This is a genomic window from Paenibacillus sp. Soil750, assembly GCF_001428045.1.
GTDB classification, from domain to species: domain Bacteria; phylum Bacillota; class Bacilli; order Paenibacillales; family NBRC-103111; genus Paenibacillus_E; species Paenibacillus_E allorhizoplanae.
The window spans coordinates 126,933-150,057 of the sequence record NZ_LMSD01000034.1; the positions used below are offsets into that span (position 1 = coordinate 126,933).

At 44.6% G+C, this 23,125-nt stretch carries 22 protein-coding genes; 21 read left to right on the forward strand and 1 reads right to left on the reverse strand.

All coding sequences use genetic code 11. From position 1 onward, the window contains the following. The first annotated feature begins 46 nt into the window (after positions 1–46). The 8 genes from ASL11_RS25110 (at position 47) to ASL11_RS25145 (ending at position 9,445) form a co-directional block, all read left to right on the forward strand. On the forward strand, positions 47–2,335 hold the full coding sequence (locus ASL11_RS25110) for a DEAD/DEAH box helicase (RefSeq protein ID WP_056620969.1): 2,289 nt from the start codon (positions 47–49) through the stop codon (positions 2,333–2,335). Continuing rightward, positions 2,332–3,717: a ribonuclease H-like domain-containing protein gene (locus ASL11_RS25115; RefSeq protein WP_056620972.1), complete on the forward strand. Its 1,386-nt coding sequence runs from the start codon at positions 2,332–2,334 to the stop codon at positions 3,715–3,717. The genes ASL11_RS25110 and ASL11_RS25115 overlap by 4 nt, the downstream gene beginning before the upstream one ends. A 99-nt stretch (positions 3,718–3,816) precedes the next feature. Continuing rightward, positions 3,817–4,620 (forward strand): Fpg/Nei family DNA glycosylase, encoded by an 804-nt coding sequence (locus tag ASL11_RS25120; RefSeq protein WP_056620975.1) that lies wholly within the window; start codon positions 3,817–3,819, stop codon positions 4,618–4,620. Positions 4,621–4,635: 15 nt separating this feature from the next. Further along, the gene (locus ASL11_RS25125) at positions 4,636–5,496 is read left to right on the forward strand and encodes a deoxyribonuclease IV (RefSeq protein WP_056620978.1); all 861 of its coding nucleotides are present in this window, start codon (positions 4,636–4,638) and stop codon (positions 5,494–5,496) included. Beyond that, positions 5,474–5,827, forward strand: coding sequence for a cyclic-phosphate processing receiver domain-containing protein (locus tag ASL11_RS25130; protein WP_056620980.1), 354 nt, complete (start codon positions 5,474–5,476; stop codon positions 5,825–5,827). The genes ASL11_RS25125 and ASL11_RS25130 overlap by 23 nt, the downstream gene beginning before the upstream one ends. Positions 5,828–5,846: 19 nt before the next feature. Continuing rightward, entirely contained in the window at positions 5,847–6,620 is a 774-nt protein-coding gene (locus tag ASL11_RS25135) for an ABC transporter ATP-binding protein (RefSeq protein WP_056620983.1), read from the forward strand. Positions 6,621–6,674: 54 nt separating this feature from the next. Next, positions 6,675–7,712 (forward strand): SAM-dependent methyltransferase, encoded by a 1,038-nt coding sequence (locus ASL11_RS25140; protein WP_056620986.1) that lies wholly within the window; start codon positions 6,675–6,677, stop codon positions 7,710–7,712. Positions 7,713–7,855: 143 nt separating this feature from the next. Next, positions 7,856–9,445, forward strand: coding sequence for a serine/threonine protein kinase (locus tag ASL11_RS25145; protein ID WP_056620989.1), 1,590 nt, complete (start codon positions 7,856–7,858; stop codon positions 9,443–9,445). Here ASL11_RS25145 and ASL11_RS25150 read toward each other — a convergent pair. Then, the gene (locus ASL11_RS25150) at positions 9,429–9,911 is read right to left on the reverse strand and encodes a TspO/MBR family protein (RefSeq protein ID WP_056620992.1); all 483 of its coding nucleotides are present in this window, start codon (positions 9,909–9,911) and stop codon (positions 9,429–9,431) included. The genes ASL11_RS25145 and ASL11_RS25150 overlap by 17 nt on opposite strands. Before the next feature lie 133 nt (positions 9,912–10,044). Between ASL11_RS25150 and ASL11_RS25155 the strand changes: the two genes are divergently transcribed. From ASL11_RS25155 to ASL11_RS25215, 13 genes are all read left to right on the forward strand, one after another. Continuing rightward, positions 10,045–10,557, forward strand: coding sequence for an acyl-CoA thioesterase (locus tag ASL11_RS25155; protein ID WP_056620994.1), 513 nt, complete (start codon positions 10,045–10,047; stop codon positions 10,555–10,557). Positions 10,558–10,822: 265 nt separating this feature from the next. Further along, on the forward strand, positions 10,823–11,953 hold the full coding sequence (locus ASL11_RS25160) for a hypothetical protein (RefSeq protein ID WP_056620997.1): 1,131 nt from the start codon (positions 10,823–10,825) through the stop codon (positions 11,951–11,953). Then, a complete protein-coding gene (locus tag ASL11_RS25165; protein WP_056621000.1) occupies positions 11,934–13,193 on the forward strand; it encodes a CpaF family protein in 1,260 nt (419 codons plus the stop codon). The genes ASL11_RS25160 and ASL11_RS25165 overlap by 20 nt, the downstream gene beginning before the upstream one ends. Then, on the forward strand, positions 13,190–14,068 hold the full coding sequence (locus ASL11_RS25170; RefSeq protein WP_082595804.1) for a type II secretion system F family protein: 879 nt from the start codon (positions 13,190–13,192) through the stop codon (positions 14,066–14,068). Before ASL11_RS25165 ends, ASL11_RS25170 begins: the two co-directional genes overlap by 4 nt. Before the next feature lies 1 nt (position 14,069). Continuing rightward, positions 14,070–14,939: a hypothetical protein gene (locus ASL11_RS25175; RefSeq protein ID WP_056621003.1), complete on the forward strand. Its 870-nt coding sequence runs from the start codon at positions 14,070–14,072 to the stop codon at positions 14,937–14,939. Between the two features lie 15 nt (positions 14,940–14,954). After that, the gene (locus ASL11_RS25180) at positions 14,955–15,182 is read left to right on the forward strand and encodes a Flp1 family type IVb pilin (RefSeq protein WP_056621006.1); all 228 of its coding nucleotides are present in this window, start codon (positions 14,955–14,957) and stop codon (positions 15,180–15,182) included. Next, positions 15,148–16,176: a TadE family protein gene (locus tag ASL11_RS25185; protein ID WP_157257045.1), complete on the forward strand. Its 1,029-nt coding sequence runs from the start codon at positions 15,148–15,150 to the stop codon at positions 16,174–16,176. Before ASL11_RS25180 ends, ASL11_RS25185 begins: the two co-directional genes overlap by 35 nt. A gap of 14 nt (positions 16,177–16,190) precedes the next feature. After that, positions 16,191–18,449, forward strand: coding sequence for a hypothetical protein (locus tag ASL11_RS25190; RefSeq protein ID WP_056621013.1), 2,259 nt, complete (start codon positions 16,191–16,193; stop codon positions 18,447–18,449). Positions 18,450–18,465: 16 nt separating this feature from the next. After that, a complete protein-coding gene (locus tag ASL11_RS25195; RefSeq protein ID WP_157257046.1) occupies positions 18,466–19,131 on the forward strand; it encodes a pilus assembly protein in 666 nt (221 codons plus the stop codon). After that, positions 19,116–19,667, forward strand: a complete 552-nt coding sequence (locus ASL11_RS25200; protein WP_082595805.1) for an A24 family peptidase — start codon at positions 19,116–19,118, stop codon at positions 19,665–19,667. Before ASL11_RS25195 ends, ASL11_RS25200 begins: the two co-directional genes overlap by 16 nt. Before the next feature lie 13 nt (positions 19,668–19,680). Beyond that, entirely contained in the window at positions 19,681–21,123 is a 1,443-nt protein-coding gene (locus ASL11_RS25205) for a DUF6382 domain-containing protein (protein WP_056621019.1), read from the forward strand. Positions 21,124–21,228: 105 nt separating this feature from the next. Further along, positions 21,229–22,785 (forward strand): ABC-F family ATP-binding cassette domain-containing protein, encoded by a 1,557-nt coding sequence (locus tag ASL11_RS25210; protein ID WP_056621022.1) that lies wholly within the window; start codon positions 21,229–21,231, stop codon positions 22,783–22,785. A 25-nt stretch (positions 22,786–22,810) separates the two neighbouring features. Beyond that, positions 22,811–23,101, forward strand: coding sequence for a Dabb family protein (locus ASL11_RS25215; RefSeq protein ID WP_056621024.1), 291 nt, complete (start codon positions 22,811–22,813; stop codon positions 23,099–23,101). Positions 23,102–23,125: the final 24 nt, after the last annotated feature.

Here is a 23,125-nt window from a genome sequence, read left to right on the forward strand (position 1 = left end):
TATTCTGTAAAATGGAAGAAACGAAATGGGTAAGGAGATTCGGTTTATGAATCCTTTCACAGGTAAGGTTTCTTCAATGATAGAGATGATTGACGGGCTGCGTAAATCGCCTGAAATCATGCAGCAAGTCACATATTGGCACACGATACCCCCACGAGATCCGAAACTGGCTGATTTTCCAGAAGGGTTGCATGAGGGTATTTGTGTTGCGCTTCGACATAAAAACATCGGGCAATTATATACGCATCAGGCGGAATCGTTTCGCCAAGTGACTGCTGGCAATCACGTTGTTACTGTGACTCCGACTGCGTCGGGGAAGACGCTTTGCTACAATCTGCCAGTCCTTCAGAAGATTTTGGAGAACGACGCTTCGCGAGCGCTCTATTTATTCCCTACTAAAGCACTGGCACAAGATCAGGTCGCAGAGCTGCAAGAAATGATTGAATTTATGGATGTGGATATTAAGACGCATACGTATGACGGTGATACACCACCTACAGTTCGGCAAGCGATACGAAACGCTGGACATATTGTTGTCACGAACCCAGATATGCTGCATTCCGCGATTTTGCCGCATCATACCAAATGGGTGAAGTTGTTCGAGAATTTAAACTACATTGTGATTGATGAAGTGCATTCCTATCGGGGTGTTTTCGGGAGTCATGTCGCGAATGTGATACGCAGGCTGAAACGAATTTGCCGTTTCTATGGTTCTAATCCGCAATTTATATGTGCTTCGGCTACGATAGATAACCCTAAGGAACACGCTGAGCGACTTATCGGTGAAACCGTTGCGTTGATTGATAATAATGGTGCGCCGGCAGGAGAGAAGCACTTTGTATTCTATAACCCGCCTGTTGTGAATCAACAGTTAGGGATACGTAAAAGCTCTGTCTTGGAAACACGGACGCTAGCAGGCAAGTTGCTGCGGAGTGGGATCCAGACGATTGTGTTTGCCCGTAGCCGCGTGCGTGTGGAGATCTTGCTGACCTATTTGCAAGAGCTCGTGAGTCACGAGCTGGGCAACAAGTCGATCCGCGGCTATCGCGGTGGGTATCTCCCGAAGCTGCGCAGGGAGATTGAAAGAGGATTACGCAGCGGGGAAATCCGTGGCGTTGTGAGCACGAACGCACTGGAGCTGGGCATCGATATTGGCCAGCTGCAAGCGTGCGTGCTCAATGGCTATCCCGGCACGATAGCCAGCACTTGGCAGCAGTCCGGGCGTGCCGGGCGGCGGCAGGAAACCTCGCTGACGATTCTCGTCGCGAGCAGTAATCCACTGGATCAATATTTGATCCAGAATCCGCGCTATTTCTTCGAGCGTCCGCCGGAGCAGGCGCGCATTCATCCAGATAATCTGATCATTCTCGTGGATCATGTGAAGTGTGCGGCCTATGAGCTGCCTTTCGAAGCGAATGAGAAGTTCGGTGAGGAGTCACTCACCGATGTTCTTGAGTATTTGACTGAGGAGCAGGTTCTGCACCAAGTCAATGATCGTTGGTATTGGATGGAGCAGTCGTTCCCTGCTCATAACATTTCATTGCGCTCTGCGGCGCAAGAGAACTTCATCATAATTGATATGACCAATGGTCATCGCGTGATTGGGGAATGTGATCGTTTCAGTGCGCCAACCTTGATTCATGAAGAGGCTATTTATATACATGAAGGCATACAATTCCAAGTTGAAAAGTTGGATTATGAAGAGAAGAAAGCTTTCGTGAGGCAAGTGAATGTGGACTACTTCACGGATGCGAGTATGGCTGTACAGCTCAAGGTATTGCACGTGAATCGGGAGGGACGAGTTGGCGGTCTACTTCGTCAATTAGGCGAGGTGACGGTGAATGCACAGCCAACGATTTTCAAGAAAATCCGTCTGCGTACGCATGAGAATATAGGCTCAGGGCCAATCCGATTGCCAGAAGAGGAGCTGCATACGAGCTCCTATTGGTTTACTTTCGACGAGGCGATGTCGGCAGGTCGATCGGCGAATGACATGCAGCATGCGCTGCTTGGTATTGCCAATGTCCTAGCGCATCTAGCGCCGCTGTATTTGATGTGCGACCCGATGGATATCCGGGTCGTTCCGCAAGTGAAGGCGGTGCACAGCAAGCTGCCGACCGTGTTCTTCTACGACCGCTACCCAGGCGGCGTGGGTCTTAGTGATCGGCTGTACGAGGTCCACGGACAGCTGATGGATCAGGCGCGCAGCCTGATCAAGAGCTGCGGTTGCATCAGCGGCTGCCCGGCCTGTGTCGGGCCGATCGAAGAGGTCGGCCTGCTGGGCAAGAAGCTCGCGCTGGAGCTGCTCGCAGAGCTCGATGGCGGTGCCCGATGAGCGGGCTCCGCGAAAGGCTCGGCCGCCTGCGGGGACCCGCAGCGGCTGGGGCAACACCGCCGCCCCCGCCGGAGGCAGGGGGCGAGTGGGCGCAGCTCGGCGCCCATATTGCGACGAGCCCCGCGGGCTCGTTCGTCATGCGGCGCCGCCAGTACGGCGCGGACAGCGTGCACGGCATCTATCGGCTGCGTGACCTCGCCGATGTTGCTGCGCAGCTGTCCTGCTTTCACGACGGAGACGCCGTCGTCCGGCTCGAAGAGCTGCTCTTCTTCGATACGGAGACTACTGGACTCGGCGTCGGTGCTGGCAACGTGCCGTTCATGGTCGGCATCGGCTACTACACAGGTGAGCTGTTCACGGTTGAACAGCTCATGATACGCAACCCAGCAGAAGAGCATGCGATGCTGGTGTACCTACAAGAACTGTTAGGACGATACACGCATATCGTCTCTTATAACGGCCGTACGTTTGATTGGCCGATTCTGAAGAATCGCTTTGTCCTGAATCGTCTTAAACTAGATGACGAGAAGCTGCTTCAGCTCGATCTTCTTTATGCTTCAAGAAGTCTGTGGCGTAATACGCTGCCCTCCTGTCGGTTGAGCAAAGTAGAGGAGAGCAGACTAGGCTTTGAACGCGTAGATGATGTGCCAGGGTCAATGGCGCCAGCATTGTATTTTCAATATTTGGCTGAGAAAGACCCTGCAATCCTTCAAGGTGTATTTATTCATAACGAGCACGATATCGTAACATTGGCCGCGTTGACTGTTCATTTTGGTAATCTGCTGTGTCCAGATGAGAATGATCCCGAGCTCATTCCGAACATTGACTCGGAAGAACTCTTTCGGACAGGACTCTGGCTCGACAAAATGGCAAGGCCTGCCAAGGCGGAGCAGTATTTCAATGTTTTATTCGAGAAACTAATGCATAACACGACTGCTAACCAGTCGGCTGAACAAGAAACTGTCTTACTTCAATTGGCAACCTATTATAAGAAAATTGGTCAATATAACCGTGCGATTGAGCTATGGAAGCAAGCAATTTTACTTAAACCTGCAAGCATTTCGTTACAGCTAGAACCTTATTTAGAACTTGCGATGTACTATGAACACCGTGAAAAGGACTTGGGTCAAGCAGTCTTTTATGCAGAGGAAGCGTGGGCTAGGCTGTGGCGCCGGCGCGCTCTTCACCGAGGTGACCGCAAGATCAACGAGATTGAAGAGGCTTGGGAAAAGCGGCTTGCACGTTTGCAGCAGAAAATGCGAAAGAAAGAAATGAGTTTACGAGCACTAGCAGATTCGTATCCATCATCTTCGGATAAAATGGGAATAACGAAAAGAAAAAAGGCGCCAAAACCTACTTACGTGAGCGAAGGTTTAATTTAAAGAATAGTCATCACATCTCATCCATTCTCCTTAGGGTACGCGTTTACGCAATCCGCCAATTGGTTATACAAGGTATAAAAATGGCAAGGAGTGATTCTCGTGCCTGAGCTTCCGGAAATGGAAACGTATCGTCAGCAGTTGACACGATTAATCATAGGAGTACCGATTACGGGAGTCGATGTGACACGCCCGAAATCGTTGAATGTAGATCCTGAAGAATTTGCGGGGAAGCTTATCGGCAATCGAATTGTGAGGATAGAGCGCAGAGCCAAACACCTACTGTTTCATTTGGCCACAGGTGAGATCCTGCTTTTACATCTCATGCTTGGCGGTTGGATGTTCTTTGGTACTCAAGAAGAGAAGCCAGATCGAACGATTCAAGTGGACATTCATTTAGGTAACAACAGTTTGTCCTTTATTGGATTGCGTTTAGGTTACTTGCATCTGCATACGCCAGAGGTAACCCATAAGCTCTTACAAAAACTTGGACCTGAACCGTTCGAACTTAACCTCACTCAATTTCGGAACGTACTGCGATCTAAGCGGGGGAATCTTAAAGTAACGTTTGTAGATCAAACCTTTCTTTCAGGTATAGGGAATTGTTACTCGGATGAAATTTGCTTTGAAGCGGGCCTACTCCCTTTACGAAAGGTACCCTCGCTTACTGATAATGAACAACTTCAACTCTACCAAGCTATGCAAGCTTTACTTCGAGAAGCGATTGCCGTCGGTGGCTATATGGAAGAACCATTATTCGTGGGAGATCGTTTAACAGGACAATATAATCCGAAATGTCGTGTCTATGATCGCAAAGATGAGCCCTGTTTACGATGCGGGAGCCCTATCATTCAAACCGAAGTCTCAAGCCGTAAATGTTTTTATTGTGCCCATTGCCAGAAGTGAAAGGTCGGATTGAACATGTTTATCGGCGCCCATGTAAGAACGCGAGGCGGTTATTTGAATGCAGCCAAAACTGCCCTTTCAATTGGTGCAAAGGCTTTTCAATATTTTCCGATGAATCCGCGTAGTTTGGCTACGAAAGTTGTCGATCGTAAAGACGCGAATGCATGTGCTCAGTTGTGTGTGGAACATGGCATTCTCTCTATCGGGCATGCTCCTTATGCATTAAATCCCGCAGCAGATGAGCCTGAACGTGAGATCATGGTTAACTTGCTCAAAAATGGCCTAGACATTACAAATGCCTGCGGTTCTGTTGGACTTGTGGTGCATTTTGGTAAATATACGGGAAAAGACCCGTTACAAGGTTACAAAAATATAATACAATGTTTGAATAGTGCTACGGAAGGTTACACGGGAGCTTCTTTCATATTGCTTGAAAACCAAGCAGGTGAAGGTTCCCAACTGGGTTTAACCTTTGAAGAAATGGTGCAAGTTCGTAAGCTGTGCGATTCACCCGAGAAAATTGGTTTTTGCTTAGATACTTGTCATGCTTTTGCTAGTCGTCTTTGGCAAGGAACGGATTGGGCAGAGCTGGAGTCGAAGGGAGATCAGCTAGATTATCTACCTCATCTGAAAGCTATTCATTTGAATGATTCGGTGCATCCATGGGGATCGCGCCGTGATCGGCACGCCAACATTGGATCGGGTCATATTGGCATTTCGAATTTTCAAAGCCTCTTACACTCCCATTATTTACGAGACATTCCAATTGTTCTTGAGACAGGTACGGGGCTTGATGGCACGCACCGGGAAGAGATTGCGTTCGTAAATTCGTTGTTGGAAAGGAAATGTGAGGATGATTCATGTATACTTAGATGATTCGCGTCCTTGTCCCCAAGGATTTGTTTTAGCCAAAGATGCGAAAGAATGCATTGCTTTGCTTGAGGAATGTGTTGTAGACATCTTATCTCTGGATCATGATTTGGGTTGGATGTCGAAGCAAACGGGCATGGATGTTGTCATTTGGTTGATTCAGCAGCGTAAATTTCCAAGAGCAATTTATATTCATACGTCTAGTCCTTCCGCATGCGCTCAGATGTATCAGATGCTATATGCTGTCAAGCCAGATGAAATGGGGCTATATGCGCATCGTATGCCTGATGAAGTATTGATGGGAGTTGCACAAAAAAACGATCCAAGTAAACCGTAATGTGAAAGGAAACGAACTTATGATCCATTTATCCGGTATTCATTTTATACGTGGAGAACGCCATATTTTAAACGATGTGAATGTACATATCGAATCCGGTGAACACTGGGTATTGCTGGGCCGAAATGGCTCTGGCAAAACAACGCTGCTTGAAATGATGAATGGTTATGAATTTCCAAGTCGTGGCACAGTCGATGTGCTCGGAAACAGGTACGGTCAATGTGATGTGCGGGAAGTTCGTAAGAAGATTGGTTATATTTCTCAATCTCTTTTCGAAAAATTAAGCTTAATTGATCCAGTCCTTGAGGTCGTTGCAACAGGTGAGTACGCTTATCTGAGGTTCTACCAAGAAATTCCACAGGAAGTGAAAGACCGTGCACTGGAGATGCTTACTCGTGTACGTATTCCACATCTGGCTGATCAGCCTCTGGGAAGCCTTTCACAAGGGGAACGTAAGAAGGTCATGCTTGCACGATCCTTGATGAGTAAGCCATCAATCCTCGTTATGGATGAGCCTGCTGCGGGCTTGGATTTGTTTGAGCGTGAACGGTTCTTATCTGACGTAAATGAGCTTAGTAAACAAGATGTAACGGTTGTATATGTCACCCATCACATCGAAGAAATCATGCCTTTATTTACGCATGTTGCGATAATCGAGCAAGGTGAATTAATTGCCTCTGGACGCAAGGAAGATGTATTGACACCTGAGAATATTTATAAGGCCTTCGGAATTCATGTTGCCTTGGAATGGTTCCAAGATCGCCCGTGGATCAAGGTTATTGAGGACAAATAGGCATATTTAATAAGTTAGCCTAAAAAGAATGTAGATTATTAAAAGGATGCGGCTATGACACAATTAACAACCTATATTGGAACCTCGAATCATGGGTTCGCACAATATGCGCAAGACGAACTGCGGAAGTTATTTCCACTTACGAAATTTACGTTATTGGTACCGACAGAAGTGTTTTATTTCCAAGTACCTGAAGATACGACCGATGTCATTTCAACCATGCAAGAGAATGAACCTATCTTTCTGCGACATGTTCAACCGGTTCATCAAGAATGGGAGCTTAGTCGCACGGATGCTGACATTGCACATTTGACAGCTTGGCTTCGTGAAGCCTATGCCGCTGGTTTATTTGGTTATGGCGAGAAAATTGCCACCCAAATTCGGAAGGAAGAGCGTGCTGATGTTCCTTATGCACCTTTTGCTATTAAGGCAGCCATAGATGAAATTCTCACTGCGGAATGTGGTGGCGAACCTGTTGTCCGTTATGCAGATCATATTATTTCGGTGTACATAAGCGCCAAAAAGGTCTACGTTGGCATTTCAAAACCAAGTGATAACTTATCAGATTGGTCAGGTGGTGCGATCCGTTTCATGAAAGAAGAGGATCAAATTTCACGTGCCAAATTTAAGCTTTTGGAAGCTGAGCAACGGTTCGGGATTGATTTCAGTATCGCTCGTAAAGCGATTGATATTGGAGCTGCGCCTGGCGGATGGACGTCTTTGCTGCTAGAGCGCGGTTTGAAAGTTACGGCGATTGACCCGGCTGCGATGAACCCACGTCTACTTGGTAATCCGTTGCTGACGTTCCTGAAGAAAAATGCGAATGATGTGAAGCTGCGTGAGAATGAGTTTGATTTACTAGTCTGTGACATGAGCTGGGATCCGCGGCAGATGGGACATCTTGTGTCGGATTTACTTTTCTCTTTGCAAAGTGGCGGAACAGCTATCGTTACCGTAAAGCTTATGCATAAAAAACCGTTCCAAACGGTTCGCGATATTCTGCGCATTTTCGATGACTCACTGTTCCTCTTGAAGGCGAAGCAGTTGTTTCATAATCGGGAAGAATTGACACTTTATTTGCAAAAGATATAAAAAACGGAAAAATAGCTAGATTTTCCAATAGCCCTCCCTTATAATCAAGAGCAATATGACTTGGATATAAGAGGGGGTTTTTACTAATTGTGAAGCCTAGACCACAGTGGCAAGGGTCAATTGTAGGAGGGAGATACGAACTTGTGTCCATGCTTGGACAAGGCGGCATGAGCCAGGTATATCTCGCTAGGGATAAGAAATTAAAGGGCAAGCGTTGGGCAGTGAAAGAAGTTGAGTGCGTCGGTTCCGATGAGACTGCTTTCTCGGAAGAAGCTGAAATGCTGGCCAAGCTAGGGCATGCACAGCTCCCGCAGTTAGTGGATTATTTTATTACTGAGGGTGGATATGGATATCTGGTTATGGACTATATCGAGGGTCCAACTCTACAGGATTTATTCGAAAAAAACCAACGTGAACTACCCATTAAGCTAATCGTTCAAATTGCTTTTCAGTTACTTGATATTTTCCACTACTTACATACATTTCAGCCCCGACCCATCATTTACCGCGATCTCAAGCCATCCAACGTTATGATTAACCAACATAATCAAGTCCGTTTAATTGATTTTGGAGTAGCTAGACAATTTAAACAAGGACAAACTTCCGATACTATGCAAATGGGAACGATCGGGTTCGCTGCACCGGAACAGTATCTAGGACTGCAAACAGACGCCCGAACGGATCTTTATACACTTGGCTCTATGTTATATTACTTATTGTCCGGAGGTCAGTATGTATATAGCAAGGCTAAACCACTGGAACTACGACTAGATGAGATACCTGAATCCCTACGCACAACGATTCATTTTCTCCTGCAAGATCAACCTCAGAACCGCTGTCAAACCGCAATGGAAGTGAAGCTTAGACTACGTTCCTTAACCCCCGAAGCCGATCTGATTATTACCGAATCTGGGCTCCCAGTCAACTTACACCAATCAAATACGTCTGATAAATTAATCGTCATCGGCGGGTTATTTGCAGGTGTCGGTGCGACTTTCACAGCTATTACACTAGCAAGATTATTACATGCACTCCAGATCCCCAACGCGCTTGTTGAACAGCCGACGATTGAACCAGATTTATATATGTTATTGTATGGAGATCGCCATGCACCAAGCCCCTACAAGTTTCCTTCTGATCACATTTGTGACCCATCTTCTACTATCACTACACCATGGATAAACGGTTTTACCACTTGGGCACCCATTAATCCTGATGGTTTTCAAGGTAATTGGCAGGCCTCTCATGCGTTTAAGCTTCTGCACATGCTCAAAAAGCCGATCATCCTATGGGATGTATCGACTGAGTGGGAGCATCCTGCGGTACAGGAGCTTTGTTATAGTGCAGATGAAATAATCGTTATTGTGGATAGCTTGCCTGGGAAATGTGATCGCCCACGTTCGCGACAGCGAATAGCGCAATTCACATCCTACCAACAACGAGGGAAGAAAGTGCATTACATCGCGAATGGTGCGTTGCCTTCGCATTATCGATCGGAGTGGCAGGACTCATTTCCATCTAAACCATTGTGTAACATGCCCATTATTGCAAGATCCGAAGTGTTGCAAGCTGTGTGGAAAGGGGATTGCATTCAAGATCAGCCACAATATTTGGACGTTTTTTACGAAGCATTGAAACCATTCCTCAACGAGATTCTCCCAGACCACAACCTCAATCAACTCGCACTTCTGCCCAAAAAATCGATATTTTCCCGTTTCAATAAGCGCGGTTAGTGTTTTTATTTAACTGATAAATCGTCCATGCTAGTAGTGTAGCGAAACAAGACCATAATAAATAAGGAAGCAATAACCAAGCAGCCAGCTTGGAATAAGGAATTGTGGCGTATAGTAATAAAAACGTGGTGATAGCCACAATAGCGGAATCAAGGAAAGCAAGACGTAAGTTTTTTAATTTAAATTCGAAAAAGGTGAAAGCTTGATTAGCCACGTAATTTACCAATAATATCAACACATAACTACTCGCCGCTTCTTGAAATCCATCGGTTTTCGTGTAGACAATCGCGACAGATGCAGAAATTAATGCATATAAGATCGCCCAAGCAATACCGAATAACTTAGCTGGTGGATTCCAGCTTGGTTTTTTCAAAGTGGCATAGTAGGGCAGATCTGTGGGGAACAATACGCCTGAAATTGAAAACAGCGCATAAGTAATCAAGAACACGATGATAAACGTAAACACATGCAAACACCTCCTATTTGTGAATGAGCTTGTATTACTATATTACACGCGTGGGATAAGTTATAACCAAATCCAGCCAAAAGTATGATATGATGAGTCATATTTTGCATGAGATATAGAGGGGGAAACAGAGATGGAGCAGCGATTTTCCAGAGAATCTAGATGTTTCAAAACATCACGTATTTTTCCAACAGATGTAAACAACCATAATACGCTTTTTGGCGGGAAATTGATGTCTTATATCGATGACATTGCTTCCATAGCGGCTCATAAGCATTGTCGGAGGTCAGTTGTGACGGCATCTACGGATTCTGTTGACTTTTTGTCACCGATTCATACGTCGGATTCTGTCTGTTTAGAGTCTTTCGTGACTTGGACAGGTAAAAGCTCGATGGAGGTATTCGTTAAGGTTGTAACAGAGGATTTGAAATCCGGCGCTAGAAAAATTGCGGCAACTTCTTTCCTAACTTTTGTTGCTTTAGATGAAAATAAGGTGCCCGTGGAAGTGCCAGATGTCATTCCTGAAACGGAAGAAGAGAAGAAACTCCACGAATCCGCTCCGCACCGCGCTGAGATGAGACGTATTCGACGCGTGGAAAGTAAGAAGCTTGCTAGTTTCTTCACAATGAAATATCCTTGGGAATAAGGGATTGATTTATTAGGGAAATGTGGTACAATTTGGGTAATTGAAAATCGGACAAGCGGAAGCACCGCTGATCGTAGAGAATTAATCTCTATTGTCAGCGCGTGCTTTTTTTGTTTTTCCGAAGCAGACAGGAGGGGAAGTATGAGGGTGGAAACAACAACGCGAATAGCAATCGTGCTCGCTGTTATGGGTTGTGTACTCATTGGCAATGGTATGTACGCGAAGTTCGCTGGATAGCGAAAGTCTGGGAGAGGGGGTTGCTGCAATGAAGAAGCTTCAATTGTTTGTCTTAGACGACGACATGATTTATGCCGAACGATTAGCCATATTCATTCGGGCGACGGAGTTCGCTGAACGTATGCAAGTAAAGCTTTTCTCGCAAGTTGAACTCCTACTGCAGGTGTTAGAAGAACCTAACCACAGTGGTGTGCTATTGATATCTGATGCATTTTATCCGCTATTACAGCATCATCGTACATCATTAAGCAAAATATTTTTGAGTCCACATATCAGGAATTCTGAAACCCCAGAAACTGTCCATCCATTCTTATTCCGTTTTCAGCCGCTGCACGAGTTGATCTCACACATCCAAGCCTTATACACGGAGAGTTCTCTGTCAGGCTCTGGTCGAACACATATGAATCGCACACGTGTGATATCCGTGTATAGCAGCAGTGGCAATGCCGGTAAATCGATTACGGCTGTTCATATGGCGAAACAGTTGGCATTCCGTGGTGAACGTGTCTTGTATCTGAGCATGGAGTCCATTAGCGTTGCTTCTCAGTGGTTGCAAGGTGAATCAGGGCGATTATCACAGCTCCTTTATTATTTGAAAGATTCATCGGAGTCGATAGGACCTAAGCTGGCGCTATTGAAATCACATGATGCTACTCGAAGGTTCGATTATTTAACCCCACTTGAGCAAATGCGGGAGATGCAAGAAATGAGTGGTGAGCAAGTGAAAAAACTCATTGCGTCCATAGTGGGCCTGTCAGTCTACGATACCCTTATCGTGGATCTCGAAACGTCCGTTCATCCGAGAATCGTCAAGAGTTTAGAGCTTAGCGATGTGATCATTTGGCTGATCCGAGATGATTGGAATGATGCTTTTCGAACTGAAACACTATTGAAACAAATGAGTGCATATCCTCAAATCCGTTTTGTTATGACGAGCTTTAGGGGGAATCAGACCAATTCTTTCGATTTTCTAGGTAAAGAATTAACATTCAAACTTCCCTATATTCCTGATTGGAAGGTGATGAGTTCGGCAGATCAAGTTTGGCAATCGGATATATTTTCCGAACAGGTGTATGTCATGCTGCAAGCTGTATGCAATGAAAATGAGGGAAGTTCCAAGGAAGGAGCGCATACTTATCTTGAATCAAGGGCTGTTTAACGAATTAAAGCAGGAGATTAAAGAAAATCTCGATCTCACACATGAGGTTAGCGATGCACAGTTACTGGGGCATATCGAAGAAACCATTTTTCGTGCTGCAAGAGCGCATAGCTGGACTTCGAGTGATATGCATGTCGGTGTTAAGCGTATTTTCGATAGCTTTCGGGGGTTAGATATTCTCCAACCGTTAATCGACGATCCAACGGTGACAGAGATAATGGTTAATGGTCATAGCTGTATTTTCTTCGAACGGATGGGTGCAGTCGAACGTTATCCCTATGAGATTGAAAGCGCAGAAAAGCTTGAGGATTTAATTCAAATGATTGTCTCCAAGGTGAATCGGATTGTCAATCAAGCCACGCCTATTGTGGATGCACGGTTGAAAGACGGTTCACGCGTAAATATCGTGCTTCCACCTGCCTCTCTAAGTGGTCCGACATTAACAATCCGTAAATTTCCTGCAAAGCCACTGGATATGTCGGATTTGATTCGGATGGAAAGTATTTCTAGTGAGGCTGCGGAAATGCTTAGGATGATGGTTGAAGCGGGATTCAATATATTCGTTGGCGGTGGAACGGGCTCAGGTAAAACGACGTTTCTTAATGCACTGAGTGCATGGATTCCTGAGCATGAACGTGTGATTACAATTGAAGATTCAGCAGAGCTTCAGATCCAAACCGTACCCAATTTAGTCCGATTGGAAACGAGAAATGCGAATACAGAAGGGAAGGGGGCGATCACGATGCGAGAATTAATTCGATCTTCCCTGCGGATGCGCCCTAATCGAATTATTGTTGGGGAGGTACGTGGAGCTGAAGCGCTAGATATGCTGGCTGCAATGAATACGGGGCATGATGGTAGCTTAAGTACCGGTCACGCGAACACCTCGCAGGATATGCTCAGTAGGCTGGAGACGATGGTACTCAGTGCGGCGCCGCTCCCCATTGAAGTTATACGTAAGCAGATCGCCTCAGCACTTGATGTCATTGTACATATTTCCCGGATGCGAGATCGATCACGCAAAGTAACAGAGATTCAACAAGTTGTAGGGATGAAGGATGGCGAAGTTCAGCTGCAACCGCTGTTTCTCTTTGAGGAAAGCGGGGAGTCGCCAGAAGGGAAGCTTCTTGGAACACTCCGATATACGGGGCAGACACTTGCTAATATGTACAAACTTCAAATGGCAGGTAAGCAGTTACCCAGTTGGTTTATTCGAAGAGTAGGAGGTGTTGTGGGATGAGTGTGTGGTTGCTGCTCATCTTCATGGGTGGCGCGAGTTGGCTCCTATTACGATATCTTGAAAGACGAAAATCCCCTCGTATAGAAAGCGAGATCCCCCCAATACACAAGTCACGGCCAATCCTCCCAGTTGTATTCATCGATTATAACGATTATCACTTGTCCTCCAAAGAGAGAATAGCAGGCATACTCATGCTAGGTATACCGGCATTCATGATCGGTTATATTTTCTACCAAAATGTTATCCTCGCTGCCGCTTTAGGTTCTACGGGTTTTCTGTTTCCTCGCTTTCGTCGGCAGCAATTAATCCAAAAACGTAAGAATATGCTTTATGTACAATTTAAACAGGCTCTCAGTTGTCTTTCTTCCTCTATGACGGTGGGGAAATCCATTGAATCGGCATTTCGAGAAGCATGGGAGGATTTGAAGCTTCTGTATCCTGATCCAGCTTGTTTGATCGTCGTTGAGTTTGGCTTGATTTGCCGTAAGGTCGAAAATGGTGAACCGATCGAAGCAGCACTTAAACATTTTGCAGATCGCAGTCATTTAGAAGATATTCTCAGTTTTTCTGATGTTTTTCTGACCTGTAAACGTACGGGAGGAAATCTAATTGAGGTGATGAAACGAACAGCAACGGTCATTGCCGAGAAGTTAGACATAACCCAGGAAATCTCAGTCATGGTCGCTCAAAAGCGTTTTGAATCGAGAGTTCTTGTTGTTGCTCCCGTCCTCATTGTTGCTGTATTGGCATTTTCCTCGCCAGATTATATGGTTCCACTGTATCGTGGGAGCGGGATTCTCATCATGACCGTCTGCTTGTCGTTGCTTGGCGCTTGTTATGTACTCACTCAAAAAATAATGAATATCAAGGTGTAGGATGTGGATATGGTTATTTGGCTTGGCACAAATTGTGTTTTGTATGTCAGTACAGGTGATCGGACGGAAGAAATACGGTAGTCAGCTTCAGATACAAACGTACCCCTTTCGGATGAAAATGCTCTTACCGACAAGCTATTATGTGATCGATAAGCTCCAATTGTTAGAGAGGTTCCCCGATTTCACTTCAAAAATCCATCATAAATGTATGACCTTATATGGAAGAAACTTGTCTTCGCAAGGCAGTAAATGGTTCATGGCAGAACTTATATCGGCTTCCATCATGTGTCTATTCGTCGTTACCGTACTTGCCATTCTAGCAGGTGAAGATAGTTCGTTGCTTGCCTTTGGCGTTGTTGCTGCGATAGGGACACCAGTGATGATGGTTCGTGATTTGGACAACAAAATACGTAAAAAACAGCAATCGATGATTCTTGAGCTTCCTGAATTTCTGAGCACAATCGTGCTTTTAGTAAATGCTGGAGAGACAGTCAACCGTGCTTGGATCCGTTGTGTTCAAGCAAAGCCAAATATGATGGATTCCCCGCTTTACAAAGAGCTGCTTGTTGCTGTGCATGAACTGGAGATGAATATCTCCTTCACGAAAGTATTAGAGGACTTCAGTAAGCGCTGCGCGTTACATGAAGTGTCATTGTTTGCATCAACGTTAGGTCTTAACTATAGAAGAGGCGGCAATGACTTTGTCGTTTCGCTGCATTCTCTTTCACTGGAGCTGTGGCAGCGGAGGAAGAGTGTATCGCGGACATTAGGTGAGGAAGCATCTTCTAAGCTTGTATTCCCGATGGTGTTAATTTTTGTTGTGGTGATGGTCATCGTCGCGGCACCTGCGTTACTCATGATGAACCAATAGGAGAGGAATGTTGAAATGGAAACAATACTTGAATTCTTTAAGCGTATGTGGAAAGAGGAAGACGGATTAGGTACGTTAGAAATTTTATTGATAGTAGCGGTGTTAGTTGCAATTGCGATCATTTTCAGAAAATGGATCGTCTCATGGTTCCAGAAACTGATCGGTGATGCCAACTCCGACCTGAAGGATAACAGTGCGGTTGCACCCTGTGCGCCGAGCCCGACCACCAGTTGTGCGCCGTAGTCGACTTCGTCAGTTCATCAACAATGAGCTGGGTACATTTACGTTAGAAGCATCCCTTGTATTTCCGGTGATCTTAATTTGCACAGTGACATTGTTGTTTGTAGGCATGTTTGCCTATCAACATGTTTATGTAGGGCAACTAGCTCGTTCAGCTGCAGAAAAGTTAGCTTTTACTTGGACTAACAGCCATAAAGATATAAATACTGGAAGTTATAATCCGCAGGAAACGGACGGTTTGTATTGGCGGCTAACGCAGGACAATGTAAGCGACTTATTTGGCATGTTACTAGGTAGATCTGGGGCTAGTATCGCACTTCCCACTAATGAAGCTAATGGTTTAGTTGAGAAAAAACTAGCTAAAGCCGCGGTATTACTTCCAACTGGCGTTACTGGAACAGCATCCTATGCGAATTATTTATTGGACCATCGAGTTGAAGTGACGGTAAACAAGTCTTTTATCATGCCTTCAATTCTTAGTCGGTGGATGCATACAACACAAACAGAAAATAAAGCTATCGTTCATGTTATTGATTCTATAGAACTGATCAGAACCACAGATCTGACACGAACCTATCTGCCAACTTTAGTCGGTCGGATATCTTCCGAGAAAGCGAAAGCGGCACTTGTTGATCCGGTCAAAAGCGATTTGTCAGGTCCAAGCGTCAGGATTGAATCTGAACGTCAAGCATCTTCGTACTTGAGGTCACTTGTAGGGGGGACAGAGGTTGTAAGGACGACTGCGTCTGGTAAAAGCAGAAAAATTGATGCTCTAGACGCAAGAGGCATTGGTCATCAAGCGTTTTATAGTTTGACGGAAGCTCAGCTTCGCACCGAACAGCTACCGAAGGATGTTGAATTACTCGAGCATGATCCGACTGTGAAAGGCATGGTTTGGCATTTTTTTAAGAAGGATGCCAGTGGCAAAGGAATGCCCACGGTTGCTTTTCGCAAAGAACTTGAACGTAAAGGGATTGTAGTCGTTATTCATAATTAGAAAGAGGGGAGCCATTGAAAAGATTCTTACGAGCAGAAAATGGCACCGTATCTGTCTATTTGATCCTTATTATTGTGCCAATTTTTTTATTTCAAGCGGTACTCATTGATTTTGCCAGAATAAAAGTAGCCGAGAAAGAAACGGAATCTGCCTTACATGCAGCTGCACGATCGGTGATGTCTTCCTTTGATCCCGAGTTGCAGAAGAGAGGGCTTTATGGCATGGGTCTCTCTCAAGAGGCGTCAGAAAAATTGCTTAACGATGTTTTTATCCAAAACTTATCGAGTGGCGTCTCCGCGAATGCTTTTCACTTTATTAATACCAAAGCTGTCGATGGAGCGTTGCGCGTTACGCCAGTTTATACGCTTGCTAGTCATGTCATATTTGAGGGGCAGCTCTTAGAGGATATGAAAATAAAAGCACCGATTGAATATACGCTCGAAATAGTTGATAAATTTCAAAAGAGCGGCGTCCGTGAGCCTTTTCAGATGGGTTCGCAATTTGCCAAGGAAGCGTCTGAGCTCGAGAAGTTGATCGAGCAACGGGAAAGCTCGCTAGATGAAGCATGGCAGAGCGCGGAAGAGTTCTATGTCAGAACTATTGAATTTCATAGCTATTATAGTGCTAGAGTTGCTGAATTAGACAAGTTATCTGCTGAAATCGGCATTCATACAGTAGACGAAGTTCGCAGCGAAATCAGTCAAGTTCAAGAGAATTTGCGTTCGCTTACTGCGAGCATAAGGAATATGGATCTTTCATTAGCATCACTTGTACAAGCAGGTCCTGAGGCAGCCGCTAGTATCCGATCACTTGCCGAAGCCAAAAGCAGGTTTGAGGAGCAGGCTGGAATACTTTCACAAAAGTTAAATGAGCTGGAAGCTTTAGTGCAGAAAATTATGACTTACACAGCTCTTATCATCCGTACCAAACTTGAGGTGGCTGCAGATGAAAAAGTAGTTCAACAACTACAGCAGGTGATTGAGCCAATCTTGCGACAAGCCAAGCAAAAAAATGACGAAATACGCTCGAAGCTGACGGGAATCTCGAGCGCTTCTACTCAAGGAAACTCGTCTGTGTATGATGTGTTTCAACATGTGTCCTTGATTGGAGATGATTATTTTTACCAATATCAAACGTCGATTGCAGCAATCGCTGCGTTATTTTCATCATTCAGATCTGCTGTAGAGAGTGTCATCTTGTATACTACCTTAAATACAAGCAAAGTTAATCAAGCCAATGACAGCTACCTGACAGTTGCTAATGATTTTCATACCAAACAAAGTCCGTTAGAAAAATCGAGAATGGATGCAAATGAAGCTACAACGACGGATAAGCAGACACAAAAGAATAAAATCCAAGCCATTATGGATAAGGCCAAGCAAGCTATAGGTGGTTGCAGCCTAACAAGTACGCAATCCAGTGATTCTGTGACTTATAGTAAGCTCCAAGGTGATTCAGGCTATTATCAGAAATATCGACAAGCGAATGCGCAAGATACAACGATAGGGAACAATGTTGCCTATGATATTGAAAAAGCAGAACCTACTAGTTTGAGGGCAATGGATATGCTTGGTTTATTGAATAGCGCTGCGGAAGTTCTCCGAGATAAACTTTACGTGAATGAATATGCGTTAACGAAGTTTAACTTCCGAACCTATGGACTAGAGAAAGATCCAAGGGGTAACCCGAAATTGTCGAATGAGCTAGTTGATCCTGGGACACACGCTTTAGTAAATCAAGAGGTTGAATACCTTTTGTATGGTTTCTCTTCCTGTGTGGCTAATATGTCTTCCGCCTATGCAGAAATGTTTTCATTACGCTTAGCGGTTCGTACCGTTGAAGCGTTATTAGATCCTAAAAAAGAACTTCTCCAAATAGGCTCCCCGTTACTCGTTTTTCTGGCAGCTGCGGCTCAAGGTGCAGCCGAGGCATTCGTTGACATGAACGCTTTGGTGAAAGGTGAGGCTGTTGAATTATCGTCAAAGCTCATCTCATCGGCACTCAAATTGACGTATAAAGACTATCTCCGTTTATTTCTTATGTTACATAGCAATAATACCAAGCTGATGTCCCGAATGCAGGCACTCCACGAATTAGAGACAGGTAAAGATCTCAATCAACAAACATCCTATATCCAAGCGAATGCAACGAGTGAAATCAAGCTTTGGTTTATTCCTCAAGTCATGAAGTTGCTGGATGGGACTGGTCTTTTAGGATGTAAAGTTGTTGGAACACACTGTCAAATGAACCGAGCTGCCGTCGTTTCGTATTGAGGAAGGAGACATGGATTTGCTTCTCAAATTGCACAAAGAGCAAGAAGGCGGCATCGTCCTGGAGGCTTCACTCATTCTGCCATTGTTTCTTGCTTTCGTAGTAGGTCTTGTCCTTTTCATTCAAATTGCTTTGGTAGAAATGGCGTTGCAGTCTGGCGTTTCCGAGGCAACGAAGTCCATTGCGGGTCAACTGTATCCTGTGAGGATTCTAGTTCAAGAAGCTCAATCAAAATATGATCAAAGCCGCGCAGCTGAGATGTTTAATACTGTCGTGGATCAAGTCCAATCAGCGAGGGAGCATGTGACGAGTACAGAGGAAATTGCTAATGAATACGCGGCTTACATACCTGATTCGCTGTTAGAACTCATACGGTGGGAAAAAGAGAAGCGAGTGCTTGGCGAAGGCATGGCACAAGATGAGTTGAATGAATTTTATCAATCACAAGTTATGCCGCGGATGCTTGCTGCCTTTACACCGATTGTGTTTGCATTTTGTGATGTGAAGCTCGTTAATAAGAGGAACTTCAAAGTCATTTCTGTAACGTTGCCGAGTTTGAAGCAAGACGGGGAGGCGTTTTTTGGGATCGAGGCTCAACTGATCTATCAATTGCCCATCCCTTTTATGAGCCAAACGATTGTTCTGAAAAAAAGGGGCTATGAGCGGGCTTGGGTAGGAGCTTAATTAAAGGGAGGAGTAACCTTATTCTGGTATGTCTTGGTCTATTTATTATTTTTATAACTGTTGCCTTTATCATTGATGTGAGGTATTCAAAGCTGCCCAATAAGTTGACCATGTGTGGAACGATATTCGGAGTATTGTTCCACACATGCTCAGAAGGTTGGAACGGGCTACTTTTTTCTCTCATTGGTGCATGTACAGGCTTTATCATGTTACTTGTGTTGTATGCAATTGGGGCATTGGGAGCTGGAGATGTCAAACTTTTTGCTGCTATTGGAGCAATAATGGGCGTTATGTTTGTTGTGCAAACACTTGTTTATGCGATTTTATGGGCAGGAGTAATCGGACTTTTCCTTCTTCTTATTCAAAGAAAAATAAGAACAACGAGTCGTAAGCTTGCAGGTTGGTTGTTCTCTATACTGGCGCTCAAAAAGTTTGAAACTTTTTTTGAACTTAAGCAACAAAAAAACATCAAATTCCCCTTTATGTACGCGGTTTTTCCAGCTGTAGCCGTTACGATTTACTATTCTTTGCTTTGAATGAGGTGTTTGTATGACACAAGAAGTATTCGGACTTCGTTATGAATTTGTTTATCGACATGGACATCTTATGGAATTGTTCAAGGAAGGAGGTTTAGAAGCGAGTGAGCTTTCCAATTTGCAGGTACGCATGTTAGAAGCCAATCAAATACCGAGGCTGTTGCCGTTCGACATTCATGAGGTGGATTCAAACATTCGACTACTGTATAGATTGTCCTCCAAACGAATGCTGTCACATGTTTTGAAGGTAGAGAATTTCTCCATCCATTTACTTGCCAAATTGATGTACGCGATCGTTAGTACACTGGATGAAAGCAAGAATTATATGCTGTGTGAGATGAATTTCGTCTTGAAAGATAATTTTATTTTCATAGGACAAGATTGGTCGGATGTTTACCTGACGTATGCGCCGCTAAATATAGCTCATGATGTCGATGAGAGCTATCTTGCGATAGATGCACTTCTACATAAACTTATCCTACATCTTGGAGAAGAGGAACAGGTACAACTACAGGCTTGGGTGCCTACACATTTAGCTAGAAAAAGTTTTCAAGCCTATAAGGAAGCGTTATTAAAGTTGATGGACGAGCCGATTCTTAAACGAGAAACAATTGCTAACCCACCGTCCGAAACTATTGTAGCCCCGGTACCAGAACAAGGATTACCCAAAGCACATTGGAAGCATGATGAAGCGAAACACATCCAACCCAAATCTGAAAATCCCATCTTGTCTAAACGTGAACAGATGCAGATATCCTTCATTCCTCTACAGCAACGGTGGCGATGGATGACGATTGCTTTTATCCTTATTCTACTTGCTTTTCTGTGGCAGCAATATTTGGAAAGTCCCTCGACGAGCCTGTTGCAAATCATTGCAGGAACTACTTTGTTATTGGGGGATGTGGGCTTCGTTCTACTTTTCTTAGGTCGCCCTGATTTCTCTAGTCGAATGATTCAAAATCAGAAAAGTTCCTCTACCGCTCACAGCATCTATGATCCCGGTAACGAAGTCATACTTGATGATGCTACTTGTGCGACGGATCCACTGGACATCCAGCACTATTATCAAAATCTGACCTTGCATACAACCTTGCTCAGTCCATCACATTCAAATGCCACAGTGCTACTTGGGAAATCTCCCAAGCTAGATCAACTTGGCCCTCGATTGGAGAGGCAAGTCGAAGGAGTCAACCAAACCGTTCCTATTAACAGTGAAGTGTTTACCATTGGTAGAGGGGATTCAAGCAGCAGAGTCAATTATGTGGTGGAAGATGTAGGTGTTTCCAGAATTCATGCGGAAATTGTTCAAACTAGCAATGGTTTTCAGCTTCGAGATGCAGGCTCTACGAACGGAACGTTTTTGAATGAGTTTCCACTCGTCACCTATCAAGGATATACGTTAAAAGATGGGGACATTGTGCGAATTATTCGACAAGAACTGACTTTTCGGCTCTAATACAAATAGTTCTACTTCCTGTCTGCGATGAGCAGTGGTATAATAAGAAGTCGCGAGTAAAATACGTGATTATCTCAGAACTAGACAGGGGTTTGGTTTTACAAAATGAGTCTTTTAACAATTGAAGATTTAAGCCACAGCTTTGGTGATCGTACATTGTTCAAAAATGTTTCGTTTCGCTTGCTTGCTGGTGAACGCGTTGGCATCGTAGGAGCTAATGGCGTGGGGAAATCCACGTTGATGAATATATTAACAGGCAAGCTTTTGAAGGATACAGGCAAAGTAGAATGGACACCAAGAGTCCATTACGGATATTTGGATCAACATTCCGTGTTGGCCGCGGGTCGAACAATCCGTGATATTTTGCGTGATGCATTCCTGCCTTTGTATGAAGAAGAAAAAAGAATGATGGCCATTACCGACAAAATGGGAGATGCCACGCCAGAGGAGCTTGAAGTGCTTCTTGAGGAAATGGGTGAAATTCAAGAACGTTTGGAGATCGGTGATTTCTATCTGCTTGATGTGAAAATCGAAGAGATGGGTAATGGTCTTGGTTTAAATGCGATTGGTTTAGATCGTGATGTGACATCTCTTAGTGGTGGACAAAGAACGAAGGTTCTTCTTGCAAAGCTTTTGCTAGAAAAGCCAACCGTACTATTGCTCGATGAGCCTACCAACTATTTGGATGTGGAACACATTGAGTGGTTGAAAATGTACTTGAAAGATTATCCGTATGCGTTCATGCTGATTTCACATGATACGGAATTTATGAACGAAGTTGTCAATGTTGTCTATCATTTGGAATTTTCCAAGTTGACGCGATATACGGCGAATTATGAGAAGTTCCTTGATATGGCTGAAATGAATAAGGCGCAGCATATCGACGCTTATGAGAAACAACAGGAGTATATCAAAAAGCAGGAAGATTTCATTGCGCGTAACAAAGCACGGGCGTCAACCTCAACTCGTGCGAAGAGCCGTGAGAAGCAGTTGGATCGCATTGACCGCATTGAGCGCCCTGAAACGGCAATGAAGCCTACATTCGTATTCAAAGAATCGCGTTCAAGTGGTAGAATCGTATTTGAAGCGGAAAATTTGGAGATCGGCTATGATCGTGCCTTGCTTCCAAGAATGAATGTGACGATTGAACGCGGTGAGAAAATTGCGATCGTCGGCTGCAACGGGGTTGGTAAATCTACCTTGTTGAAGACGATTCTTGGCAAAATAGAACCGTTCAGCGGTAAGACGTATCGCGGTGATTATTTGAGTCCTGCCTACTTTGAGCAAGAGGTCAAAGCACCAAGCATGACGCCTATTGATGATGTATGGAATTCCTTCTCTTCCATGACTCAGAACGAAGTTCGAGGAGCGCTTGCGCGAGTTGGGCTTAAGAATGAGCATATCACGCGAGCGATGAGCATGTTAAGTGGTGGCGAACAAGCGAAAGTTCGCTTGTGCAAACTGCTTATGCAGGAAAGCAACTGGTTGTTATTCGATGAGCCGACGAACCATTTGGATGTCGTGGCCAAAGAGGAGCTTCAGCGTGCTCTGAAAGAGTACAAGGGCACTGTCCTTCTTGTTTGCCATGAGCCTGAATTCTATGAAGGCTGGGTAACACGCGTATGGGACGTTGAAGAGTGGTCTGCCAAGGTTACAAATTAATTTATTCAAATCGGAGGAGATAACGATGTTAACGCATGTCGTGTTTTTTAAACTCAAAGATCGTAGTCCAGAAGCCATTGAAGTAACCAAAGCTGTTCTTACGAACATGGAGGGTAAAATCCCGGTTTTAAGGCACATTGAGGTTGGAACTGATATTTTACACCTAGAGCGTTCTTACGATATCGCACTCATTACGAAATTTGATTCTCTAGACGATTTGAAGGTTTACGATACGCACCCTGTGCACGAACAAGTCAAAGCTCATATGAAAACAGTTCTTGATGGAACGTCCATCTGTGTTGATTTTGTAAGCTAACCCATGTTTGAAAAACATAGGAGA